Raw genomic sequence first — 21667 nt, forward strand, 5'->3', positions numbered from 1 at the left:
CTTGAAGTTGCTATAAAACACTTATCAGCTCCCGAATGACACCAAACAGAATCAAACGGTGCTTACTGTTACCCTGTATCCTCCTGTTCCTCGTGTATGGATGTAATGATAAAAGTACGGTCAGGTCTTCCGGAAAAGTGCATATATCCAGGGAAAATGGTAAGTACGTATTGTATAGGGACGGCGCTCCATTCATCGTAAAAGGAGGCGCCGGGTACACGAATATGTCCGCGTTGAAAGCAATAGGCGGTAACACCATCCGTACATGGGATACCACCAACCTGCAGGCCATTCTCGACGAAGCTGCTGCCCATGGGCTCGCGGTGATTGCCGGCTTTTATGTACCGGAAAGTAAATACATGTCGTCATTTTACCAGGACGACAGGAAAGTCGCCGCCCAGTATAATGCCTTCCGTGATGTCATTAAACGGTATCGCTCGCATCCGGCCCTGCTCATGTGGTGCCTGGGAAATGAAGTGGACTTCCCGTATAAACCGAATTACAACAGGTTCTATACGATCTATAATGCACTCCTGGATATGATACACCAGGAAGACCCCGACCATCCTGTTACCACCACCATGGTCAATTATCAGTTCCGGAATATTCTGAATCTCCGCCTGAAAGTGACGCAGCTGGACCTCATCTCCTTCAATACCTTCGGTGACCTTAAGAAACTGGAACGTAAGCTATCTATAAACAGCTGGCTGTGGAGTGGCCCTTTCCTCATCACTGAATGGGGCATCTACTCTCCCCAGGAATCCGGTACGACTGCCTGGAGTGCCCCCATTGAACCTTCCAGCACCCTAAAGGCTAAACATTACCACGAACTATACGCCGACTACCTCCCGGTAAACAATCCCCGTTTTTTGGGGGCAATGACCTTTTACTGGGGACAAAAAAGAGAAACCACTCCAACGTGGTACAGCATACTGGATCAAAACGGGACTAAAACAGCTATTGCCAGGGAAATGGAATACTTCTGGGCCAATAAGACCCCACCTCACCCACCTCCGGCAGTCGATCTGCTGCTGCTGAACGGGAAGAAGCCAACAGACAATATCTTTCTGCGTCCCGACACTGTACAAACCGCTGAACTGCAGCTGACCAACGCTGACAGTTCCCCGCTCCGCATTGTATGGAAAGTCACTGATGAAGATTTCGATCCTAACAACGTAATACCCCCGCTCGAATACGCCGCCGATATTACGCCGCATAACAGCGCCCGGATCACATTCCGCTCCCCGGGGAAGGAAGGCCCCTACCGCCTTTATTCATGGGTTTATGATAATTATGGAAATGTAACCACCGCCAATACACCCTTTTACGTAATTGGAAACAAAAGTAAAAACACCGGCCCGCATACTACGGCCTACAAGAACTGAACTGCTCATCCTCCGGTCCATCATCATCACCGGTATGATCAGTATGGGGGTACTGCTGTACCACCTGTTCCATGCTGCCAACATCGGGAATAAAACACTGTATTGGCTGCTGATGTCGGGCATCCTGTACTTCTGCCTGAAAATACTGCATGAATGGTACCACTATTTCTGCATTTCCATCCCACAGCCGCCCCCTTCTGAAGCAAGACCAACCGTCGATATACTGACCACCTTCTGTGCCGGTGAGCCGTATGAGATGATCCTGGAAACGCTGACCGCTATGCAGGCCATTACCTATCCCCATACCACCTGGCTATGTGATGAGGCAAACGACCCGTACCTGAAAGAAATGTGCCGGCAAATGGGTGTCCGCCACTTAACAAGGAACAACCGCAAAGACGCCAAAGCCGGTAATATCAACAATGCCCTGCAATACGCCACCGGTGAACTGTGTGTTGTAATGGACCCCGATCACGTACCTTCACCTGACTTCCTCGACCGCGTCATTGCCTATTTTGATGATCCCAGCATTGGCTTTGTGCAGATCGTACAGGCATACGGCAACGTCGGCGATAATATCATTGCCAAAGGCGCTGCTCAACAAACCTTTCAGTTCTATGGCCCGATGATGATGGCCATGAACACCTATGGCACCGTACAGGCAATCGGCGCTAACTGCACCTTCCGCCGGGCTGCACTGGATTCCATCGGCGGACATGCAGCCGGGCTCGCGGAAGATATGCATACCGCCATGCAGCTACATGCCAAAGGCTGGAAGTCGGTGTACGTACCGGAAGTACTGACGCTGGGACTTGTCCCCTCCACACTCTCTGCGTATTATAAACAACAGCTGAAGTGGGCGCGTGGTACTTTCGAACTGCTGATGGTCACCTATCCCAAACTATTCAGCAAATTTACCTGGCGACAAAAACTGCATTACGGCACCCTGCCTTTTCACTATTTATCAGGACTGATGTTCTTCATTAACTTCCTGGTACCGGTACTGTCATTAACGCTCGGCATTATTCCCTGTCAGTTCGATCTGCTTTCCTTCGGTATCGTCAGCCTGCCCTTTGTTACCAGTACCATCCTGGTACGTCACTTCGTACAACGATGGGTGATGGCGGAAGAGGAAAGCGGCTTTCATATTGTAGGCGGCCTGTTGCTGATGGGTACCTGGTGGATATACGTGTTAGGTCTTATATATACTATCATCAGGAAAAAGGTGCCCTATATTCCTACGCCCAAAGATGATAAGGAAGGCACCAGCTGGAAACTCTTTATTCCCAATGCCAGCATACTGCTGGTATCACTGGTGGCGATCATCTACGGCTTATGGCTGGACTGGAACCCCTATGCATGGGTGATGGCAGGTATCGCCTCCGTGAACTGCGTCATTATGCTGTTCAATATTCTGGCAGGTATCTGGAAAGGACGCATCACAGATGTCGCCCCGCAAACAACGATGGAGTTTTTCTATCACCATTACTATGCAACAAAGATCCGTCTCTGGAAATTCAGGCATGCGGCGTATGTGATCATGCGCCAGTGCGCCCTCTCACTGATGCTGCTCATTTGCTGCTGTACGGCCTGGCTCATCTACCAGGAAAGGCAACTTCCCGGCGGCGATAAGGCACCTCCGGCATACAAAGAAGCTGTCTTTTATACCGGCATATTCAGTCCGCTGGATACAACCGGCAATACCGCTATGGCTGCCCTGAAACATTACAACGTTGTTAAAGGCAGTCCTTTCAATATCGTGTCCTGTTACATCCCATGGGGCGACACGCCGGCCTGTTTACCCGACGATTCACTGATGCAGGTTATCTTTGCAGCGAATGCTGTGCCGATGATCACCTGGGAACCCTGGGCATCGCTGTTTGAAGATACCTCCGGCAGGCATTCCGCAGCAAAGGAACAACAGGTCATGGCCCGTATATGCAAAGGGGAATTTGATCATTACCTGTCTCAGTTTGTACAGGCGATGATCCATCTCCAGCGCCCCGTCTTCCTCCGGTTCGCTCATGAGCCGGACAATCCCGCCTATCCCTGGTCGAATGCCGGTGGCAACACGCCTGCTGATTATATAGCCGCCTGGAAATATGTACACGACTATTTCTTACAGGCAGGCGCCAGAAATGTGATCTGGGTATGGAATCCATGGAAAGCAACGGCGGTCGGGAAATACTTCCCGGGAAGGGAATACGTGGACTGGCTGGCCGTTACCATCCTTAATTACGGCAGGATGAACCCTGACAGGAAATGGTATAGTTTCAGCCAGTTATATGCACCTTTTCACGCGCAACCACTCTTCCGCTCCGGACTACCCGTCATGATAGCAGAAGCGGGGTCGCTCGCCACTGAACCGGGACAGAGCGGCTGGTTACAGGACGCCTTTGCTGACATGAGCAACCGTTTTACAGAAATTAAAGGGACGGTATTATTTAACAGCCGGTATGACCAGAATATGCCCGGCGCTCAGCGAGGTGCACTGGACTGGGAACTGATGGACCCCGCAGCTCCGTTATCATTGATCGATAACCTGCAGCAAAACAGTAGCGGACCTGTCAACGCCCGCGTCCTGTTACCTGCCGTCCATACTTCGCCATCCCCGAGGAACGCGATCCTGAGCGACACGATCCGGGGCGTTGTTTATTCAAAAGGCATTCCGTGGCTCCGCAATCGTCATACATTAACCAGACAGGTTATCGCGGCTGATTTCACACAGATGCGGCAACTGGGCATCAATACTATCCGACGATACGGTCCGGGGGTGTATGACCATAATATCTTTGCCATTGCTGAAAAGCTGCACATGCAGATACAATACGCCTTCCGCATGCCTGTACCTGAAAGAATAAACGGAAATGAAGAATGGCCTGAAAGCTTCATCACATCCGTAGTGAAAACTGTCAATGCCAATAAAGACAACCAACAGATCATCGGATGGCACCTGGGTAACAACTACTGGCAGGAACTCGACAGTATGTACATTAAACCATCCCTGCTATATCACCAGGACCTGTATATACAATGGCTGCAAAAGCTGGTGCGGCAGATCAAAGCTGCCGATCCGGAAAGACCTGTTACATTAGACCTTCCCGCAGGCCGGCAGTTTGCACTTACGGTGCAAACTATTGCTGATGCAATTCCGGAATTATCTGCTATCGGACTCACCGGCAATACAGATAGTAATCTCGTCAAAGCTGGTGGAGAGATCCCCTTTTTTCCCAGCGGTATCGGGGTAGATCGTTATATAGCCGGCAACAAAAAAGGCCCCGTCTATATTGATGCCTGGCAGGATATGCAAACCAGAGACCTCATCACATTTAACGGGCTGACTGATCTCCAGGGAAACTATAAACCAGCTGCACTACAACTGGCTCAAAAATGGAACCCTGCCTTCAAAGGTGCTACTCTGCCTGCTATTAAAATACTGAAACCGACAAAGATCACCGAGCCCGGAGCTGTTCTCATCTATCATGCACTGGTAGCTGAAAAAGGCACCTGGAACCTGGACGGCTATTTTGATCCGGCGCTTCATTTTGACTGGTACCTGTGTAAGGTTAATAGTGGTGGATACCCTGTCTATATGCGGCATGTAGGGTCGGGAGCTACCTTACACCTGTCAGTTCCGGATATGCCCGAAGAATATAGACTATACCTCGTAGCCGGTAAAGGAGCATTCGTTACCACCGCCTACGACAGGTTAAATACCCCATGGATAAAATAACACGCAAAAAAATAGCCACCCCAGGAATGGGGCGGCCTGTCCTAGATTAAAACAGAAAAATCTTTCTTACATGAACTTTCTATATTTCTGATGTAACTGTATCGCTTTCTTCACCGCGTCTCCCTGTGGCTTCACCGCATATTTATCATGCCCGTTCGCCCACTTCCATTCAAACTCCTTCACAGCTGTTTCAAATGCCTTTAAATCGGCCGGCTGTCCGCTTTTAAGGCTCGACTCCAGCAAAGTAAAGAACTGCTGCCAACGGGGCTTATAAAAGCCTTTAATCAGCCCATTCCACTGACGATTGGAATATTCATGCACCGGACTATGTTTATCACCCCATAAAGTGACCAGGTCCTTCGCATTGAACTCATAGAGATCACGCTCTGCATCGGTGATACCATTGCTGCGCGCATCACTCACCCATTTACCTAACAGGAAGCCTTCCTGTGTACCTAATAGTGCATCCATGTCATCCAGCAGACCGATAAACTGTGTGCTGTACTTTTTGAATGCGGCCAGGTCCTTTGCCTGATAGGCAGCGGCTATTTGCTGTTGCAGCGGACTGGCATAGTTGCCTAATGCCTGACGGGTCACATCAACGAGATCATATCTGAATCCTTCCGTTGGTTTCACCTTCGCTGCTGCGCTGATGAACAGGTCCCAGGCCGGGAGCATTTTCTGCCAGTCGTAGTTCAGTTTTGTCTTCACTCTTTCTGCGGCAATATCCAGTGTCGGTCTTGCCACAATGATAGACTCAGGCGCGCCTTCCGTAGGACCACCACTGTACACGGTATGATACAGTATCTGCCAGGCCTCGTTGATCGCCGCGTTCTCTGTATTATAACGCTGCCTTGCATACGATTGCAGCCATTCATCTACATTGATCGGCTGATCTCTCCATACGTTGTCTATCATCAGCTGGTATAAGGCAGGGTTCTGCTCTATACCTTCCGGTGTCAGACCAATACCATACATCTTGCCCGAAGCAGGATCGTGTAATGCATTTGCGGGATCGTGCGCAGCAGCGTCCATGCCGCCCCACATACCCGTGTTACCACCGAAGTTGTGCAGCATGTTCCAGATCCATGGCTTACCGTAGTACGCACTGGTATTCTTCCATTCGGGATGACTTTCGCTATACAGGTCCAGCACGATCATATGCTCGTTCGGCACGGCATTCAGTAATGCCTGGATCTGCTGCTGATGCCAGTAGCTGGAATTATAATGGAACATCCATCCCTGCATCACCCAAACCGCTTTCGGATCAGCAGCTACCATCGACTCATACACCTTACGGCTCATCGCATCCAGGTAGGTTGAATCACTGGTAGGCGGCACATTCTCATTGAACGTATCTGCTGAATAAAAATGGTCTGTCCCAAACGCTTTGGTTTGTGCTGCAAGGAACTTCTGTCCGATCTTATCAAACATCGGACTGTTCGGATCGAGTATATATACATCCGGGAAACCGGCGTCCCAGTTAGTTGGCTTCACGATCTCATTCGGATATTTCTCTTTAAATGCCGGCGGTACGTGTCCGGTAAATGCAGGTAATACCGGTGTCATCCCCATACTCCGCTCTGCCGCCAGGATCTCCTGCTGCAAAGCCTTATGACTATCTTTCCAGTGTTGCGGCAGCGGACCACCCCATTCATCAATATTACCCATCCACAGCCAGGAGAAATAAGCAGGACCACTGAAAAATTTGTCCAGTTCTGCATCCGTAAAGCCCATCTCTTTATAGACTTCCTGCCAGATAGCTTCTTCTCCGGTCAGCGCCAGCGGCATGTTGATGCCGTTCATGGCCATCCAGTCTATTTCCTGCTGCCATCTCTCCCGGTTCCACCAGGCCATACTATACTGGAACGTACAGTAGTTGATATAATAGCGGTACTTATATGGTGTGGTGTGGTGCTCTTTCACTTTCACGGCAGGGAATGTTGCCGGCAGTTGCAGATTGGTCCCGTTCCAGGTAATAATAGAATTACAATAGTTTCTGAGATAGTAGTTCAATGCTGACGCTACACTCACGCCGTTGTTACCACGCAGCACAATACTGCTGCCCTTACTTTCTATTTCAAATACATCCTTTCCATTGTCCGCAGGCAGGTATTCACAGATAAAAGAAGTGGCCCTGTCTTTCACTATTCTTTTTACGAACGCTTCTGTAGCGGCCTTATCTAACTGCGCTACAGCTGGTAATCCGGCTGTGCTGAGCAGTAAGGCTGCAATGATCTTTTTAAATTGCATGAAGAAACTACTTTAAAGGAAAACGGCGATACTGGCTACCGGCTGTTTTCACCTCCCGTTTGACGATTATTAGTTGTGATCAATAATTACTGTTTTGTATCAGCACTCCATTACTCTTGTCGATTTCAGTCTGAGGCAAGGGAAAATAATAATGCTTTGGCCGCACAAAGGTACGCGCTGGCACGAGAATATTATTATCCTTACCATATTTTGGCTTATTATAATAGGTCGTGATGTCGATCAACTGTGCTTTGTCCCAGCGCATCAGGTCCTGATGTCGTTCATTCTCACCACTTAATTCCATCCGGCGTTCATGGATCAGCGCTGGCATTCCCGCACCAGCTACAGGGTCCAGTCCTGCTCTTTTACGCACTTTGTTGATCTCCGCATCTCCTGCTCCGGCACCGGCTGTCCGTATTTTTGCTTCTGCTACCAGCAACATGATGTCCGCACTTCTCAGCAATGGTGTCTTCAGCGAATAGTTCAGTCCTCCGTTAGGTTTCCAGTAAGAGAACTTACGGAAGTGATAACCCGTTTCTGACATGTTCGCATTATAGGTAGCGATGGTGGTACCTATATTGATCTTATCACCAGGAGACATAATAGACACGGCCTTACGCTGATCATTCGCCTCAAACTCATCTACCAGTTCCTTCAGTGGCTGATGGAAGTTCCAGCCATTCCACTCGCGTGGGGTATAGTAAGTGGTAAAGTCTGAATAGCCCCAGATATCGCTGGTCTGCACAGCAAACAGCATCTCATCATTATTACTGGTCTCAGGAGTGAAGTTGGCTACATATGTCGGCGCCAGGTCATACCGGCCGCTGTTGATCACCTTCTCACCATAAACGATGGCCTGGTCCAGCTTTTCCCAATACATATACAGTTTACATAACAGACCCCAGGCAGATCCTTTCGTCAAACGGCCCCTGTCTGCACTCTCATAGGTATCCGGTAACAGGTCGGCCGCCGCGAGCAGGTCCGTCTGTATCATACTCCGCAGACTATCTATGCTTACCTTTGGTTTATTATAATTACCGGTCAATACATCATCTTCCGAGACCACTGGTGCTTCGCCATAGATCAGCATCAGTCGCCAGTACGCAAACGCACGCAGGAAGCGCGCTTCTCCCAGACAACGGTTCCTGATCGCATCATCCATCGTGGCGATCTTCGGAATGTATATCAACGCACTGTTCGCACGATTGATCATCTCATACTTCCATTTCCATCCAAAACGTACCTGTGCATTACCTGCATCATAGGTCAGGTTTTCAATGGCCACGTCTTCTGAGTGGTCACCGGCACGATACTGATCATCCGAAGGATCATCAAAGGTAAATTCCGCATGCCCGGTGAAGTCCTCTTCCAGTAATACGTTATAGATACCTGTCACACCGTTTATGGCATCTGACTGTGAGCGCCAGTAAGTAGCGGTTGTATAGGTACCTTTCGGTGTTACATCCAGGAGGCTGTCGCAGGACGTCATAGACGTGAATAACACTGCGGCTGTTATTAAAAGTTTATTACGGTTCTTTTTTGTCATGATCAGCTGGTTAAACGAAACTTAAAAATTCATTGAAGCGCCAAATGTGATACTTCTTGCCTGCGGATAGGTAGCCACATCCACCCCTCTCTGTTTATTCCCGTCGGTATAACCCAGTTCAGGGTTCAGACCGGAATAATTCGTGATGATGAACATGTTCTGCCCTGCCACGTACACCCGGATACCGGTGGTTGATCTGCTACCCCATACTTTGGCAGGAATAGTATAACCCAGTGACACATTGCGCAGCGCGAAATAGTTACCTTTTTCAATGAACCTGTCAGAAGTACGGTAGTTACCGTTATTATCATTCAGCGTCATGCGGGAGACGCTGTTGCTGGTACCTTCACCATGCCAGCGGTTCAGCTGTTCTGCATAGTAGTTATAGGAATAGGTCGGATCAAGCCCCTGCATTTTATCGGCATTGTACAGTTTTAATCCTGCTACACCGGTAAAGGACAGGCTCAGGTCGAAGCCCTTAAAGTTACCGCTGGCCTGCAAACCATATTGCATACGCGGATTAGGGTTACCCAGGTACACACGGTCGGCCTCTGTAATGGCGCCATCATTGTTGATGTCTACAAAACGTACATCTCCGGGTTTGATATTTCCTTTCCTGTTGTCTTTGGCGATGTAAGGATCATTGTCGATCTGTGCCTGGTTCTGATAAAGACCATCTGTTTTCCATCCATAGAAAGAAGCGATCGGCTGCCCTTCATAGGTACGGGAGATCTCCTGGTTCTGACGACCATAGTTGGATGAACCGATATAGGAATTGCTGGAGTACAGTCGGGTCACTTCATTCTTTAGCAGCGTCGCATTGGCGGCTACGAAATAAGTGAACGCTTTCTTACCACCCTGGTAAGATACTTCAAACTCCCAGCCGTGGTTGTTCAGGCGACCGATATTCTCATCCGGTACGGTAGATGTACCGTGCAGGTCCGGCTTGGCAGCAGGCACCAGCATGTCGATAGTATTTTTATTAAAGTAGGTGATCGTAGCATTCAGGGCATTGTCCAGGAAACCAGCTTCCAGGCTGATGTTCGTCATATGCGCCTTTTCCCACGTGATAGCCGTATTGGCCAGACTACTATTCCAGATACCGGTATAAGGGTTATCACCGAAGTTGTATTTACGGTTCTTGATGATAGTAGCGAGGTACTGGAATTCAGTCACGTTCTGATTACCCAGCACACCCCATCCGCCAGTCAGTTTCATGTTGCTGACAAAGTCCACATTGTTTTTAAAGAAGGCTTCATCAGAGATACGCCAGCCGGCAGAGATAGCCGGGAAGTAACCCCAGCGGTTGCCCGGTGCAAACTTAGAGGAACCGTCCGCACGCATGGTAGCGGTCAGCAGGTATTTGCCTTTAAAACTATAGAAGCCTCTTACGAAACTGGAGGCCAGGATGTTCGTCGCATAATAGTTACCCGCTGCATTATATACAATCGAACCATTGTCCAGTACCAGTACGTACGGTGATTCATCATCAAAGCCGTTACGCTGTGCACTGAAATAGTTACCGGTGTATTTCTGATAAGATACACCACCGGTCAATGTCAGCTGGTGCTTCTGTGCGAGTAGTTTATTATAGGTAAGGAATGCCTCCCCCAGGTGCTGGTTGGTGCTGGTGTTCGATTGTGTTAATTCCGCATCATCGCGTGTACGCACCTGTGTCAGCGTTTTAGGCAGGAAGTTGAAGGAGTTGCTCAGTGTTCCATCGAATGCGTAGTTCAGACGCAGTTTCAGGTCACGGACGATCTCCACTTCTGCGAACGCATTCGCCAGTATACGGTAGTTCTTCGTCCAGGCTTCTGTTGTTTCAGCGGTGAACAATGGGTTGTTGATATCACCCAGTTCATTACTACCCTGCGCGGAACCATAGTTGCCCAGTTCATCCTTTACAGGAATGGCCGGATTGAAACGCAGGGCGCTGAATACAAGACCGGTTTGTGAAGAGTAGGTATCCAGTGCATTGCCTTTACGGGCAGTCAGCTGCAGGTTCTCTCCTACTTTCAGGCGGCTGTTGATCCGGTGTTCTGAGTTAATACGTACAGTGTATCTTTTGAAATAGGTATTTGTGATGAGGCCTTTCTCATCGTAGTACCCCATGGAGAACAGGTAATTGGAGAAAGCGCTACCACCTTTGATAGACACGTCCGCATTGGTCACATGCCCCGTATTGAAGAGGGCCTTCTGCCAGTCCGTACGCTGTACGCTATAATATGGGTCCTGCCAGATAGCCGGTATGGACAGACCGTCATTGGTATAACGCTCTTTCTTCAGCGTCACCAGGTCCGGGGCCGTCAGCAGCGGCAGGTACCTGCGTACATTGGACATGCCACGATAGATATTGACAGACGTGTTCAGCTTTTCATTGTAAGTACCTTTCTTGGTGGTAATGATGATCACACCGTTAGCGGCGCGGGTACCATAGATCGCAGAAGAAGAAGCGTCTTTCAGTACTTCCATAGAAGCGATATCGTTATTGTTAATATCACTCAGGCCGGAAGTAGTGGCAGGTACACCATCGATCACCAGTAAAGGTTCAGAGTTATTGATCGTACCTGTACCGCGGATACGGATACTTGGTGTAGTACCGGGAGATCCGTCGGAACGAACGATATCAACACCTGCTACGCGTCCCTGGATGGCCTGGGCTGCATCACTTACCGGCAGGTTTTTGATATCCGCGCCTTTCACTGTGGAGATAGTACCGGTGAGGTCGCGTCTTGTCTGTACACCATAACCTACTACCACTACGTCATTCAGACTGGTGGTGCTGGTAGCGAGGGTGATATTACTCAGGTTAGCGAAAGCACTGAGTGTTACAGGAGAATAACCAATGGTCTTGAATATGAGAGAGTCACCTGGTTCCGCCTTGATCGTGAAATTACCATTGGGATCAGTCGTTGTTCCCCTGTTCTTTCCTTTCACACCTACTGTCACACCGATCAGTGGTTGTCCATTATCATCCTTCACCTTACCTTTTACGGTGATAGCGGTATCCGCAGGCAGGACCAGCATTTCATTGTCGCTGGTCAGTATGCGGATCACATTGTCCGTTCTTTTGGTAATGATGATCTGGGTTTTGTTCTGCTCAAAATTAAAGTCGGCGGAATGCAGTAACTGTGCCAGTACTTTATCTACAGGCATATTGGTCACCTGTATGCTTACCGGTGCGGCAGCCTTGATCTGTGATGAGTTATATACAAACCGGAAGGGCGTCGCCTGCTGGATCTTATCCAGGACGACCGACAGTTTCATGTTACTGGCAACCAGTGTCACCTTTACGGCCCTGATGTCCTGTCCGTCCGTACTATTAGCGAACAGGGAGAAAGAGCAGGTAAAAGCGATTATCAAAATATAAACAGAACATCGCATGAGAAATAATAAGAATTGGATACACGGCACCCGTGTATGCGCTGTTTTTTCCATAACTTTAGTACGATTTATTGTTAGTAAATAGTGAATCCAGGGTATGCAGGTTTGGCGACATGAAATACCCTGTGCAAGCGTTCCCTGTACTACGGTGCAGGGACGTTTTACATGTTTATGTACTGTTAATACTCTGCGGCATATGTATGTCCTGATGGTTTTTCGACTTCCTTAATTACATGACAATCCGTGGCGATGGTCACTGACAACCTTCCCCTTCCAGCGTTACAACACTACTGTCGGCACTAAAGGTGTAAGTGGCGTTGTTGATCTTACACAACAGATCTATTACACGCGAAACGGCTGATTCTTTTTCAAAACTGGCAGTGATCATACACTGTTCCAGTGCATTGCTGGCAAATACAACTCTTACATTATACTTTCTGTTGATGGTGCGGGCAATCTCTCTGAAAGACTGATCATAAAACTCCAGTTGTCCGCTCGTCCAGGCATGTGCCGTACCCGATTGTACCTCTTTCAGTACGGGCGATTGCCGGTCCGTATATTTTAGTTGTTTGTTGGATGTCAGTACTGTTACATTCTTTGTTTGTCTGTCTTCCAGCTTCACCTTCCCACTTGTTACGGTGATATAGAAGGGTTCATCCGGATACGCTTTGATATTGAAGGCAGTGCCCAGTACCTGTGTCGTCATGTTGCCTGACTGTATCACAAAGGGTTTCTCCGGATCACTTGCTACATCGAAATAGGCTTCCCCTGTAAGGTCCAGCCTGCGCTGGCCAAAGAACGGCAGATCAGTATATACCAGTTTGGTAGCAGCATTCAGCCATACCTTACTCCCGTCTTTCAGTGTCACAAACTGCGGACGCTGCTGTGCCCTGTAAACGTGCCTGTTGCTGAAGAACACCGTCAGCAGTGCTCCCGTAACCAGCAGGATACCGGTCGCTGCTACCTTCCATCGGGAGAGATGCTTCAGTAAAGACGGGCGTGACTGCTGTTGTGCGATCCGTTGGTCTATCCGGCTTTTCATCCGGGCTTCCAGTGCCATGTCCTTCTCCTCTGCTACTGTTATGGTCAGTTCCTCCTGTTCAAACGAATAATACCAGCTCTCCAGTAAGGCTTTTTCGTCGGCAGTAGCGGTACCGTTCAGGTACTTTGCAGTTAAATCCGTCAGCTGTTCTTTGGTCATAAAGTAAGGGCTCCCTGTTATATAGTGTAGGAAAATAGGGAATACCCTACCCTGGGGAGAAAAAAAATAAGGAATTAAGAATTAGGAATTAAGAATTAGCTGATAGAATGTCCTTTCAACTGGATAACAGGTGATACAGTTGAAGGATGATATTATCTGATATCTATGCAGTTCCTGGAGCCAGCATGTAATCAATCGTCTGGCAATTAAAGCCAATTCCTAACTCTTCCGGGACATTTTATGCTAGTTCTTAACGAACTTCTTCACTATTGTTTGATCATGCTGCCTGATAACGATCGTGTATACGCCCGGCGTCAACGCAGATACATCAATACTGTTAGTCAGCATGACCGTATTGATGATGTGTTGTCCGTTTATGTTGATTACAGATATGCGGGCACCTGCGACTTGGGGAGAAGAGAAGTAAAGGGTCTCAGTAACAGGGTTAGGATACAATACGAATGCTGTATTTCCAGGGACAGTCATCTTTTGTAAAGCAGGTATGGGCACTAATCTCCATTGCCCGCAGGTCTGACTGTTATTTCCCCACTGGCGAACATTGGCGCCATTCGAGAAGCTGGCGTCCGCTACTTCCACCAGTTTGCCGCTATGCTTCGGAATGATCTTATAGTAACCATCTCCGCTGCTGACGAATACAAATTGCTGGTTCAACCCGTTTACATTATCCCATTGATGCACATTGGCACCTTCATCTTTGCTTACGGCGTCTACATCTACCACTTTTCCGCTGGCTACTGCGGTGATCTTATAGGCACCATCGCCCAGATGTGATAACTGAAACTGCTGGTTATTACCACCTGCATATTCCCATTGCTGAATGTTTCCGCCATTTTCCAGTACCCGCTCCGCTGCCAGGTCCATATACTTACCACTGTTGCGGTTCTGAATAAGCCAGGTACCATCTAAGCCCGTTGAGCCGGTTGTTCTGATACGTAAGGAAGTAGTTTTGTCGTTAAAGCCATCCGCAACAAGGCAACTGACATTGCCCCTGTAAGTCCGGGAAGCGCCGGTAAAGTTCAGGTTTTCGTACACCGTTACCTCAAATCCTTCGGCTACGGTAAGACTGGATAACTGGTCATTTCCTATTCCCAGTGACTGTAACCTGCTCAGATCATAATCGCCTGCCTCCAGGCCATTTGCAAATCCCTTGTAATCACAATCATTATAGAAATTGGCCACTTCCTGCTGATTCTTAACACGGATACCGAAGATGGTGTTCACTCTGCCGGAAAGCTCCCGCAGGTTGATATTGTTGTCGTTGTACACCCAGTAAAATCCGCCTTTGGAGTTGCAGTTGTTTCTGGCACTGCTCATTTTATCAATGACTGTGGTGGCATTTTCATAGTACAGATCCCCGGTATGCAATTCGATGTTGTTGATATTCCAGTTACAGGGATTGTTGCCTGCACCACCTTCATACCACTGCAAATAGATCTTATCAACGGCTCCGCTACGCTGATTGTTGACATTGGTGGCCAGGCTTTGCCAGTAGGTCTTATTCATGTAAGGCGCCAGGGTCGTTTTATACCCGATGTCGGCAAGCATGACATGAAACGCTGTAGCCGAATTAACGTCATAGGCTTCTTCATCATCATTGTTGATGGCGTCTACGGATGGTATAGCAGCTTTTAACGCACTAAAATTACGGTATAATATACTGGCGGTACCGGTGCCCTGACTATTCACCAGGTTTCTGATATTGGTGTATGAATGACTTCCCCAGCCGCCGATGCAGGTTTCTACCCTGGTAATAGAAGTAACGCCCGTTTTAAGTGCATTGACATCAGCAATGTAATTCGGGTTAGTGGCACCAAATACATAGGTACCATTTGTACAGATGGTCTCTCCATCAGTCGTCAGATCACCGTTGGCCTCTACGGTGACGTTAAACAGGATGACATAGGTAAATCCTGAGGCTTTCAGATCAGCGATCGTATGGTTCCTCTCTCTGCGAAAATGCCCACCGACGTAGATGCCTGATTGTGCAAAGACGCACTCGCCGATGAACGCAGCCAATAATAATAGCAATAAGGGTTTGAAATTGATTTTCATAACGTTATATGAGGGATTTTAAAAAATCGGAAATTGAGAATCAGCAATTAGCTCGTGGAATGTTCTTTCTCCTGAAAAACGGGTTTTACAAAACTTATAACAATAATACAGAAACCTACGCAGTTCACATAATCAGGCTATTGGTCAATAGTCCGGCTATGGACGCCAATTCCTCCTCCCTGATTAACTTACAGCATCATATGCCTCAGCTGCACCTTCAACTGCCGTAACGCCCTGGTGATATGCTTCTCCACCGCCTTCACCGAGATGTTCAGTTTCTCGGAAATATGCTTATTTCCCATTCCCTGCTCCCTGCTGTAATGAAACACCAGGCGACATTTCTCGGGCAGGCGGTTGATCTCCCGGTTGATCTCGTCCCTGAGCAACCTGCTTTCGGCATCGGGCATTGCTACTGGTAATGATAACAGTTCTTCCAGGGAAGCGGTCTTAGTGGATGGCTGGGCAAAATGATGGAAAACGGCATATTTGGTCGCCGTAGCGAGATAGGTGTACAGGTATTGGATGCCGGCATGTTCGCGGGAAGCCCACAGGCTGGTAAAGATCTCCTGTACAATGTCCTCGGCGGCCTCACTGTCTTTCAGATGATAGAATGCTATAGCGTATAATTTACGCCAGTAACGCTGGTAAATTTCGTCGAAGGCTTTTGCGTCAGATTGCCTGACTTTCTGTAATAATTCATTGTCCTCCAATACGCTGTATGACATAGGCGCCCGTAAAAGTGCCTCAAAGTAGCAATAATAATTTTCAATTCCAACCCTGGCCTGGTCCGGCAGCGGCTGCTATCTCCTGCTACAGGCGTTTATTCCTATAAAATGAAAGTAAAATGTATGGATTTGCTCGGCCTAATACGAATTTCTCTTACTTTTGCAGCCGGTATTTTTTCCAGGAAAAGGTATAGACACAGTTAGCACAAGTAAAGCATGCAAATATTACTCAAAAACATTCAGGTAGTCGCACCATCGTCCCCATTTCACGGACAGCAGCAGGATATTTTAATCGAAAACGGCATCATCCGCCAGATCGGAAAGGACATTTCCGCTGCTCAGGCCCGGGTGGTATCGGGAGATAATCTGCACGTATCCCTCGGATGGACAGACCTTTTCGCTCATTTCAGCGATCCGGGTCAGGAATACAAGGAAGACCTGCAGAGTGGAGTTGACGCTGCTGCAAAAGGCGGATTCACCACCGTCATGATCGTGCCTAACACCCAGCCGGCCCTGCATACAAAAGCACAGATAGAATACGTGTTGAGCCGCACCCGTTACAGCGCGGTACAGGTATTGCCGATCGGCGCCGTGACCAAGAACCTGGAAGGTACTTCCCTGGCTGAGATGTATGAAATGAAGCTCGCCGGTGCAGTCGCTTTCTCCGACGGCCTGAAGCCGATCCAGTCTCCGGGCATCATGCTCAAGGCCCTGCAATATGTAAAGGCGGTTAATGGTACAATTATCCAGCTGCCTGACGATCTGAGCATCTCCGCACACGGTCTGATGCACGAGGGTATTTACAGCACCCAGCTGGGTATGCCGGGAAAACCTGGCATTGCCGAAGAATTAATTATCCAGCGCGACCTCGAGCTGGCGCAATATACCGACTCCCGTATCCACTTTACGGGCATTAGTACACGTAAATCAGCAGCACTCATCGCTGACGCGAAAGGTAAGGGTATTAAAGTGACCTGTTCCGTGACGCCTTATCACCTCTCGCTGACCGATGCCCACCTGGTTTCCTACGACTCCAACCTGAAACTGAACCCGCCGCTGCGCACCGCTGAAGATGTGCAGGCCCTGCGGGATGCAGTGAAGAATGGTGTGATCGACTGTTTTGCCACCCATCACCTGCCACAGGACTGGGATGCCAAACAGGTAGAATTTGAATATGCAAAGAATGGAATGATCGGCCTGGAAAGTGCCTTCGGCGTATATCGTAAGTACCTGCCGGAAGTATCTGTCGAAAGACTGATCGATATGCTCTCTATTCAGCCAAGGAAGATCTTCGGACTGCCGGAATTGTCACTTTCTGAAGGAGCGGCTGCCAATCTGACCATATTTGATCCTGAACAGGAATGGGTACTCACCACCGGGCATCTGGCCAGCAAGTCTAAAAATTCAGCGTATATTGGCGCGGATTTGAAAGGCAGTGTGAAAGGAATCATTAACGGCCAATATGCCCAACTTTAAAATAGTCATTCGTGTATGAGTAATGCAACATATCCTAATCCCGGTATCAAATGGGGACTGATCGCTGGTGCAGCGGTCATTGCTACCGGTCTTACCCTGTACAAAGTCGATGAACGTACTTTTTTCAGTCTGAAGTTCAGCGTTATCCAGCTTGGTATGTGTGCGGTATTCGCGCTGCTGGCCGGATGGCAAAAGAAACAGCAACTGGGAGGATTTATAGGATTCAAAGATGCATTGCAGCCTATCTTTACCACCTTCGTGATAGCTACGCTGATTGGCACGATGCTTACCTATGTCGTTGTCAACTACGTCGATCCGGAGTTACCAAACCGCATGAAAGCACTTGATATCAGAGATTTTGAGGCGATGAGACAGGCGAATAAAGCAGCTGGTATCAACAATGCTGATCTTAACGATGCCTTGACCAAGCTGCAGCAACAGGACTACCACATTACCTTCATAGCAAGCATGCTATCCTATTTTACCGGATTATTCCTTGACTTTGTGATATCTGCAATACTGGCGGCTATTATCCGTAAAAAGCAATTTGCGTAGATTGGCACTTAATTAGATAGACAAGCATTCTAAACACATTGTTATATAAATATGGATATTTCCGTAATCGTTCCCTTAAAAAACGAAGAAGAATCACTGCCTGAACTGACTGCCTGGATTGACCGTGTCATGCAGGAGCATCACTACTCCTACGAGGTGTGGATGATCGATGATGGCAGCACTGATAATTCCTGGGATATCATACAGCAACTGGCCGCATCTAACCCTAGCATAAAAGGTATCAAGTTTCAGCGTAACTATGGTAAATCCGCCGCCCTCAATGAAGGCTTCAGAGCCGCGCAGGGTGATGTGATCATTACCATGGATGCAGACCTGCAGGATAGCCCTGACGAGATCCCGGAACTATTCCGTATGATCAAGGATGACGGCTTTGACCTGGTAAGTGGCTGGAAAAAGAAACGCTACGACAGCGCCCTGACTAAAAACCTCCCTTCCAAACTATATAATTACACCACCACCCGCATGAGCGGTGTCAAGCTGCATGACATGAACTGCGGACTTAAATCATACCGCCGCAAGGTCATCAAGAGTATAGAAGTGTACGGTGAAATGCACCGATATATACCTGTTATCGCCAAATGGAACGGCTTCAGGAAGATCGGTGAGAAAGTGGTCGAACACCGTGCCCGTAAATACGGTACAACCAAGTTCGGTCTGGAACGCTTTATCAATGGCTTCCTCGACCTGGCTTCCATCATGTTCATCAGCAAGTTCGGAAAACGTCCGATGCACCTCTTTGGCGCACTGGGCACCCTTTCCTTCATTATAGGTTTCGTGATCGCTTTGTACCTGGCTTTTCAGAAATTTGCCTACGACCAGTTTAAGATGACCGAGCGTCCTATCTTCTTCCTGGCCCTGCTGGCAATGATCATAGGGTCCCAGCTGTTCCTGACCGGCTTCATCGCTGAACTGGTGACCAGGAACGCGCCCGAAAGGAATGAATACCTCGTGGAATCAATCCTTGATCTTACTAAATAATTAGCAGATGGGTAAAAAGAAAATCCTGTTTCTCGGACCCGCCTGGCCTTACAGAGGCGGATTATCAGCTTATAATGAACGACTGGCAGAAGAACTACAGAAGGATGCAGAAGTAGAGATCTGGACATTCACCGTGCAGTACCCGTCTTTTCTGTTTCCAGGAAAGAGTCAGTTTACGGATGCTCCGCAGCCAACGCATTTGAAGATCCGCAGACTGATCAATTCCGTTAATCCGCTGAACTGGATCAAGGTCGGCCGGATGATCCGGAAATGGAAACCGGATCTGATCGTTACCAAATACTGGCTACCCTTTATGGGTCCATGTCTGGGTACATTATTACGCCTCGGTAAAAGTAAACATACCAAAGTCGTTTCCATTCTTGATAATGTGGTACCACATGAGAAAAGACCCGGAGATGTAGCCTTCACTAAATATTTCCTGAAACCGGTCAATGCATTTATTGCCATGAGTCAGTCCGTACTGGATGATCTCAGGAAATTTGAACCCGGTAAGCCTGCGTCACTCATCCCCCACCCGATCTATGACAACTACGGTACGCCCGTATCAAAATCAGTGGCAAGAGAAACGCTGCAACTGCAACAGGATAAAAAATACATCCTGTTCTTCGGATTCATCCGCAAGTACAAAGGGCTTGACCTGTTGATACAGGCCATGGCCGATGAACGGATGAAGAAAGCAGATATTCACCTCATCGTCGCTGGCGAAGCTTATGAAGACCTGACGCCCTACAATCAATTGCTGGATACTCTGCAATTAAGAGACCGGGTGACCATGAATACAGACTTCATCCCTGATACCGCTGTAAAGAATTATTTCTGTGCTGCCGACCTGGTCGTGCAACCTTATAAAAGCGCTACGCAAAGTGGTATTTCTCAGATCGCTTATCATTTCGATAAACCAATGATAGTCACACGTGTAGGCGGATTAATAGAAATGGTGCCGGATGATATCGTTGGCTTTCAATGCGAACCAGATCCTGCGGATATCGCCACTGCTATTGAAAAATACTATGTCAACAACAGGGAGGCCGATATGACCGAAGCTGTGCGCAGGGAGAAAAAGCAATATTCCTGGGAACGGCTGGCAGGTGAAATTAACAGACTGGTAAGCAACAAATAAGAAAATATTTCAGTTTCACTAACCGGAAAGGCCTTTCAGGTCATTCCGGTTATTTTTTTGCGGATAAGACATATAGAATATTTTAACTTCTTTTAAACAAGATCGCGAAATATGCATGCGCAATTGTTTTATCTTGCAGCACTTATAAAAACGGAATTACTGTGATCTATCGTAGCAAAGCACCATTACGCCTGGGCCTGGCCGGAGGCGGAACAGATGTAAGCCCCTACTCTGATATGTATGGTGGCGCAATCCTCAATGCCACTATCTCCCTCTATGCCCGTGCAGCCATCGAGCCTATCGCCGAAAAGAAAGTATACTTCGAATGCGCTGACAGGAACGAGACACTGGTATGCGATGCTACCTTCCCGCTTCCGCTGGATGGTAAACTGGAGATACTGAAAGGAGTGATCAACCGTATCCACCAGGATTATGGTATTCCGTCCGGCTTTAAACTGACCACCTTTGTAGATGCTCCCGCAGGCTCTGGTCTCGGCACCTCCTCCACGCTCGTGGTGGCAGTGCTGGGCGCTTTTGCAGAGTGGCTGAAACTGCCGCTGGGTGAATACGATATGGCCCACCTCGCCTATGTGATCGAAAGAGAAGACCTGAAGCAGGCTGGTGGTAAACAGGATCAGTATGCAGCAACCTTCGGCGGTGTGAACTTCATGGAGTTCTACCACGATGACAAAGTGATCGTAAATCCACTGCGCATCAAGGAAAAATACCTTGATGAACTGGAAAATAATCTGGTACTGTACTATACCTCTACCAGCCGTCTGTCCAGTAGCATCATTTCCGAACAACAGAAGAACGTACACGAGAAAAAAGAAGCCAGCATTGAAGCCATGCACCACCTGAAAGAACAGGCTGTCATGATGAAGGAAGCCCTTCTGCGTGGCAGCATCGATAAGATCGGTGACATCCTCGACTTCGGTTTCCAGCATAAAAAGAATATGGCTAAAGGCATCACCAACACCCAGCTGGATGAGATCTATGAGGCAGCGAAACGTGCAGGTGCTTCCGGCGGTAAAATATCCGGCGCCGGCGGTGGTGGCTTTATGATCTTCTATTGCCCTGGCAATACCCGTTACAATGTGGTAGCAGCACTGAACGCCTTCGGCGGACAGGTAAAACGTTATCACTTCACGCACAACGGTGTGAACAGCTGGTGCATGTAATTCTACAAACGACAA

The 21667-nt window shown here is 48.3% G+C and carries 13 protein-coding genes; 7 read left to right on the forward strand and 6 right to left on the reverse strand.

Features of this window, described 5'->3' with window-relative positions; genetic code table 11:
• Window positions 1–35: 35 nt before the first annotated feature.
• Entirely contained in the window at window positions 36–1385 is a 1350-nt protein-coding gene (locus GWR21_RS07385) for a glycoside hydrolase family 2 TIM barrel-domain containing protein (RefSeq protein ID WP_162331107.1), read from the forward strand.
• Entirely contained in the window at window positions 1333–5118 is a 3786-nt protein-coding gene (locus GWR21_RS07390; protein ID WP_162331108.1) for a glycosyltransferase family 2 protein, read from the forward strand. The genes GWR21_RS07385 and GWR21_RS07390 overlap by 53 nt, the downstream gene beginning before the upstream one ends.
• A 66-nt stretch (window positions 5119–5184) precedes the next feature.
• Here the strand turns inward: GWR21_RS07390 and GWR21_RS07395 are convergent, their stop codons facing one another.
• From GWR21_RS07395 to GWR21_RS07420, 6 genes are all read right to left on the reverse strand, one after another.
• Entirely contained in the window at window positions 5185–7371 is a 2187-nt protein-coding gene (locus GWR21_RS07395; protein WP_162331109.1) for an alpha-N-acetylglucosaminidase, read from the reverse strand.
• Between the two features lie 79 nt (window positions 7372–7450).
• A complete protein-coding gene (locus GWR21_RS07400; RefSeq protein ID WP_162331110.1) occupies window positions 7451–8917 on the reverse strand; it encodes a RagB/SusD family nutrient uptake outer membrane protein in 1467 nt (488 codons plus the stop codon).
• Between the two features lie 21 nt (window positions 8918–8938).
• On the reverse strand, window positions 8939–12280 hold the full coding sequence (locus GWR21_RS07405; RefSeq protein WP_162331111.1) for a TonB-dependent receptor: 3342 nt from the start codon (window positions 12278–12280) through the stop codon (window positions 8939–8941).
• 274 nt (window positions 12281–12554) lie between these two features.
• On the reverse strand, window positions 12555–13502 hold the full coding sequence (locus GWR21_RS07410; protein ID WP_162331112.1) for a FecR family protein: 948 nt from the start codon (window positions 13500–13502) through the stop codon (window positions 12555–12557).
• A 243-nt stretch (window positions 13503–13745) separates the two neighbouring features.
• On the reverse strand, window positions 13746–15575 hold the full coding sequence (locus tag GWR21_RS07415) for an RICIN domain-containing protein (RefSeq protein WP_162331113.1): 1830 nt from the start codon (window positions 15573–15575) through the stop codon (window positions 13746–13748).
• A 188-nt stretch (window positions 15576–15763) separates the two neighbouring features.
• The gene (locus GWR21_RS07420) at window positions 15764–16300 is read right to left on the reverse strand and encodes an RNA polymerase sigma-70 factor (protein WP_162331114.1); all 537 of its coding nucleotides are present in this window, start codon (window positions 16298–16300) and stop codon (window positions 15764–15766) included.
• Between the two features lie 216 nt (window positions 16301–16516).
• On the opposite strand from GWR21_RS07420, the gene GWR21_RS07425 reads away from it, so the two are divergent.
• The 5 genes from GWR21_RS07425 (at window position 16517) to GWR21_RS07445 (ending at window position 21652) form a co-directional block, all read left to right on the forward strand.
• On the forward strand, window positions 16517–17776 hold the full coding sequence (locus tag GWR21_RS07425) for a dihydroorotase (protein WP_162331115.1): 1260 nt from the start codon (window positions 16517–16519) through the stop codon (window positions 17774–17776).
• Between the two features lie 15 nt (window positions 17777–17791).
• Window positions 17792–18331 (forward strand): DUF4199 domain-containing protein, encoded by a 540-nt coding sequence (locus GWR21_RS07430; RefSeq protein WP_162331116.1) that lies wholly within the window; start codon window positions 17792–17794, stop codon window positions 18329–18331.
• 51 nt (window positions 18332–18382) lie between these two features.
• The gene (locus GWR21_RS07435) at window positions 18383–19330 is read left to right on the forward strand and encodes a glycosyltransferase family 2 protein (RefSeq protein WP_162331117.1); all 948 of its coding nucleotides are present in this window, start codon (window positions 18383–18385) and stop codon (window positions 19328–19330) included.
• A 7-nt stretch (window positions 19331–19337) separates the two neighbouring features.
• Window positions 19338–20471 carry a glycosyltransferase gene (locus GWR21_RS07440; protein WP_162331118.1) on the forward strand — a complete coding sequence of 378 codons (1134 nt, stop codon included), beginning with the start codon at window positions 19338–19340 and terminating at the stop codon, window positions 20469–20471.
• Between the two features lie 161 nt (window positions 20472–20632).
• Complete coding sequence (locus GWR21_RS07445) at window positions 20633–21652, forward strand: GHMP family kinase ATP-binding protein (protein ID WP_162331119.1); 1020 nt, start codon at window positions 20633–20635, stop codon at window positions 21650–21652.
• Window positions 21653–21667: the final 15 nt, after the last annotated feature.

Origin of the sequence: Chitinophaga agri (genome assembly GCF_010093065.1) — a bacterium.
GTDB classification, from domain to species: Bacteria; Bacteroidota; Bacteroidia; order Chitinophagales; family Chitinophagaceae; genus Chitinophaga; species Chitinophaga agri.

Coding starts and splice junctions, on each gene's coding strand:
- GWR21_RS07385 (WP_162331107.1), top strand. CDS start 36: ATGACACCAAACAGAATCAAACGGTGCTTACTGTTACCCTGTATCCTC.
- GWR21_RS07395 (WP_162331109.1), bottom strand. CDS start 7,371: ATGCAATTTAAAAAGATCATTGCAGCCTTACTGCTCAGCACAGCCGGA.
- GWR21_RS07425 (WP_162331115.1), top strand. CDS start 16,517: ATGCAAATATTACTCAAAAACATTCAGGTAGTCGCACCATCGTCCCCA.
- GWR21_RS07420 (WP_162331114.1), bottom strand. CDS start 16,300: ATGTCATACAGCGTATTGGAGGACAATGAATTATTACAGAAAGTCAGG.
- GWR21_RS07415 (WP_162331113.1), bottom strand. CDS start 15,575: ATGAAAATCAATTTCAAACCCTTATTGCTATTATTATTGGCTGCGTTC.
- GWR21_RS07440 (WP_162331118.1), top strand. CDS start 19,338: ATGGGTAAAAAGAAAATCCTGTTTCTCGGACCCGCCTGGCCTTACAGA.
- GWR21_RS07400 (WP_162331110.1), bottom strand. CDS start 8,917: ATGACAAAAAAGAACCGTAATAAACTTTTAATAACAGCCGCAGTGTTA.
- GWR21_RS07435 (WP_162331117.1), top strand. CDS start 18,383: ATGGATATTTCCGTAATCGTTCCCTTAAAAAACGAAGAAGAATCACTG.
- GWR21_RS07410 (WP_162331112.1), bottom strand. CDS start 13,502: ATGACCAAAGAACAGCTGACGGATTTAACTGCAAAGTACCTGAACGGT.
- GWR21_RS07430 (WP_162331116.1), top strand. CDS start 17,792: ATGAGTAATGCAACATATCCTAATCCCGGTATCAAATGGGGACTGATC.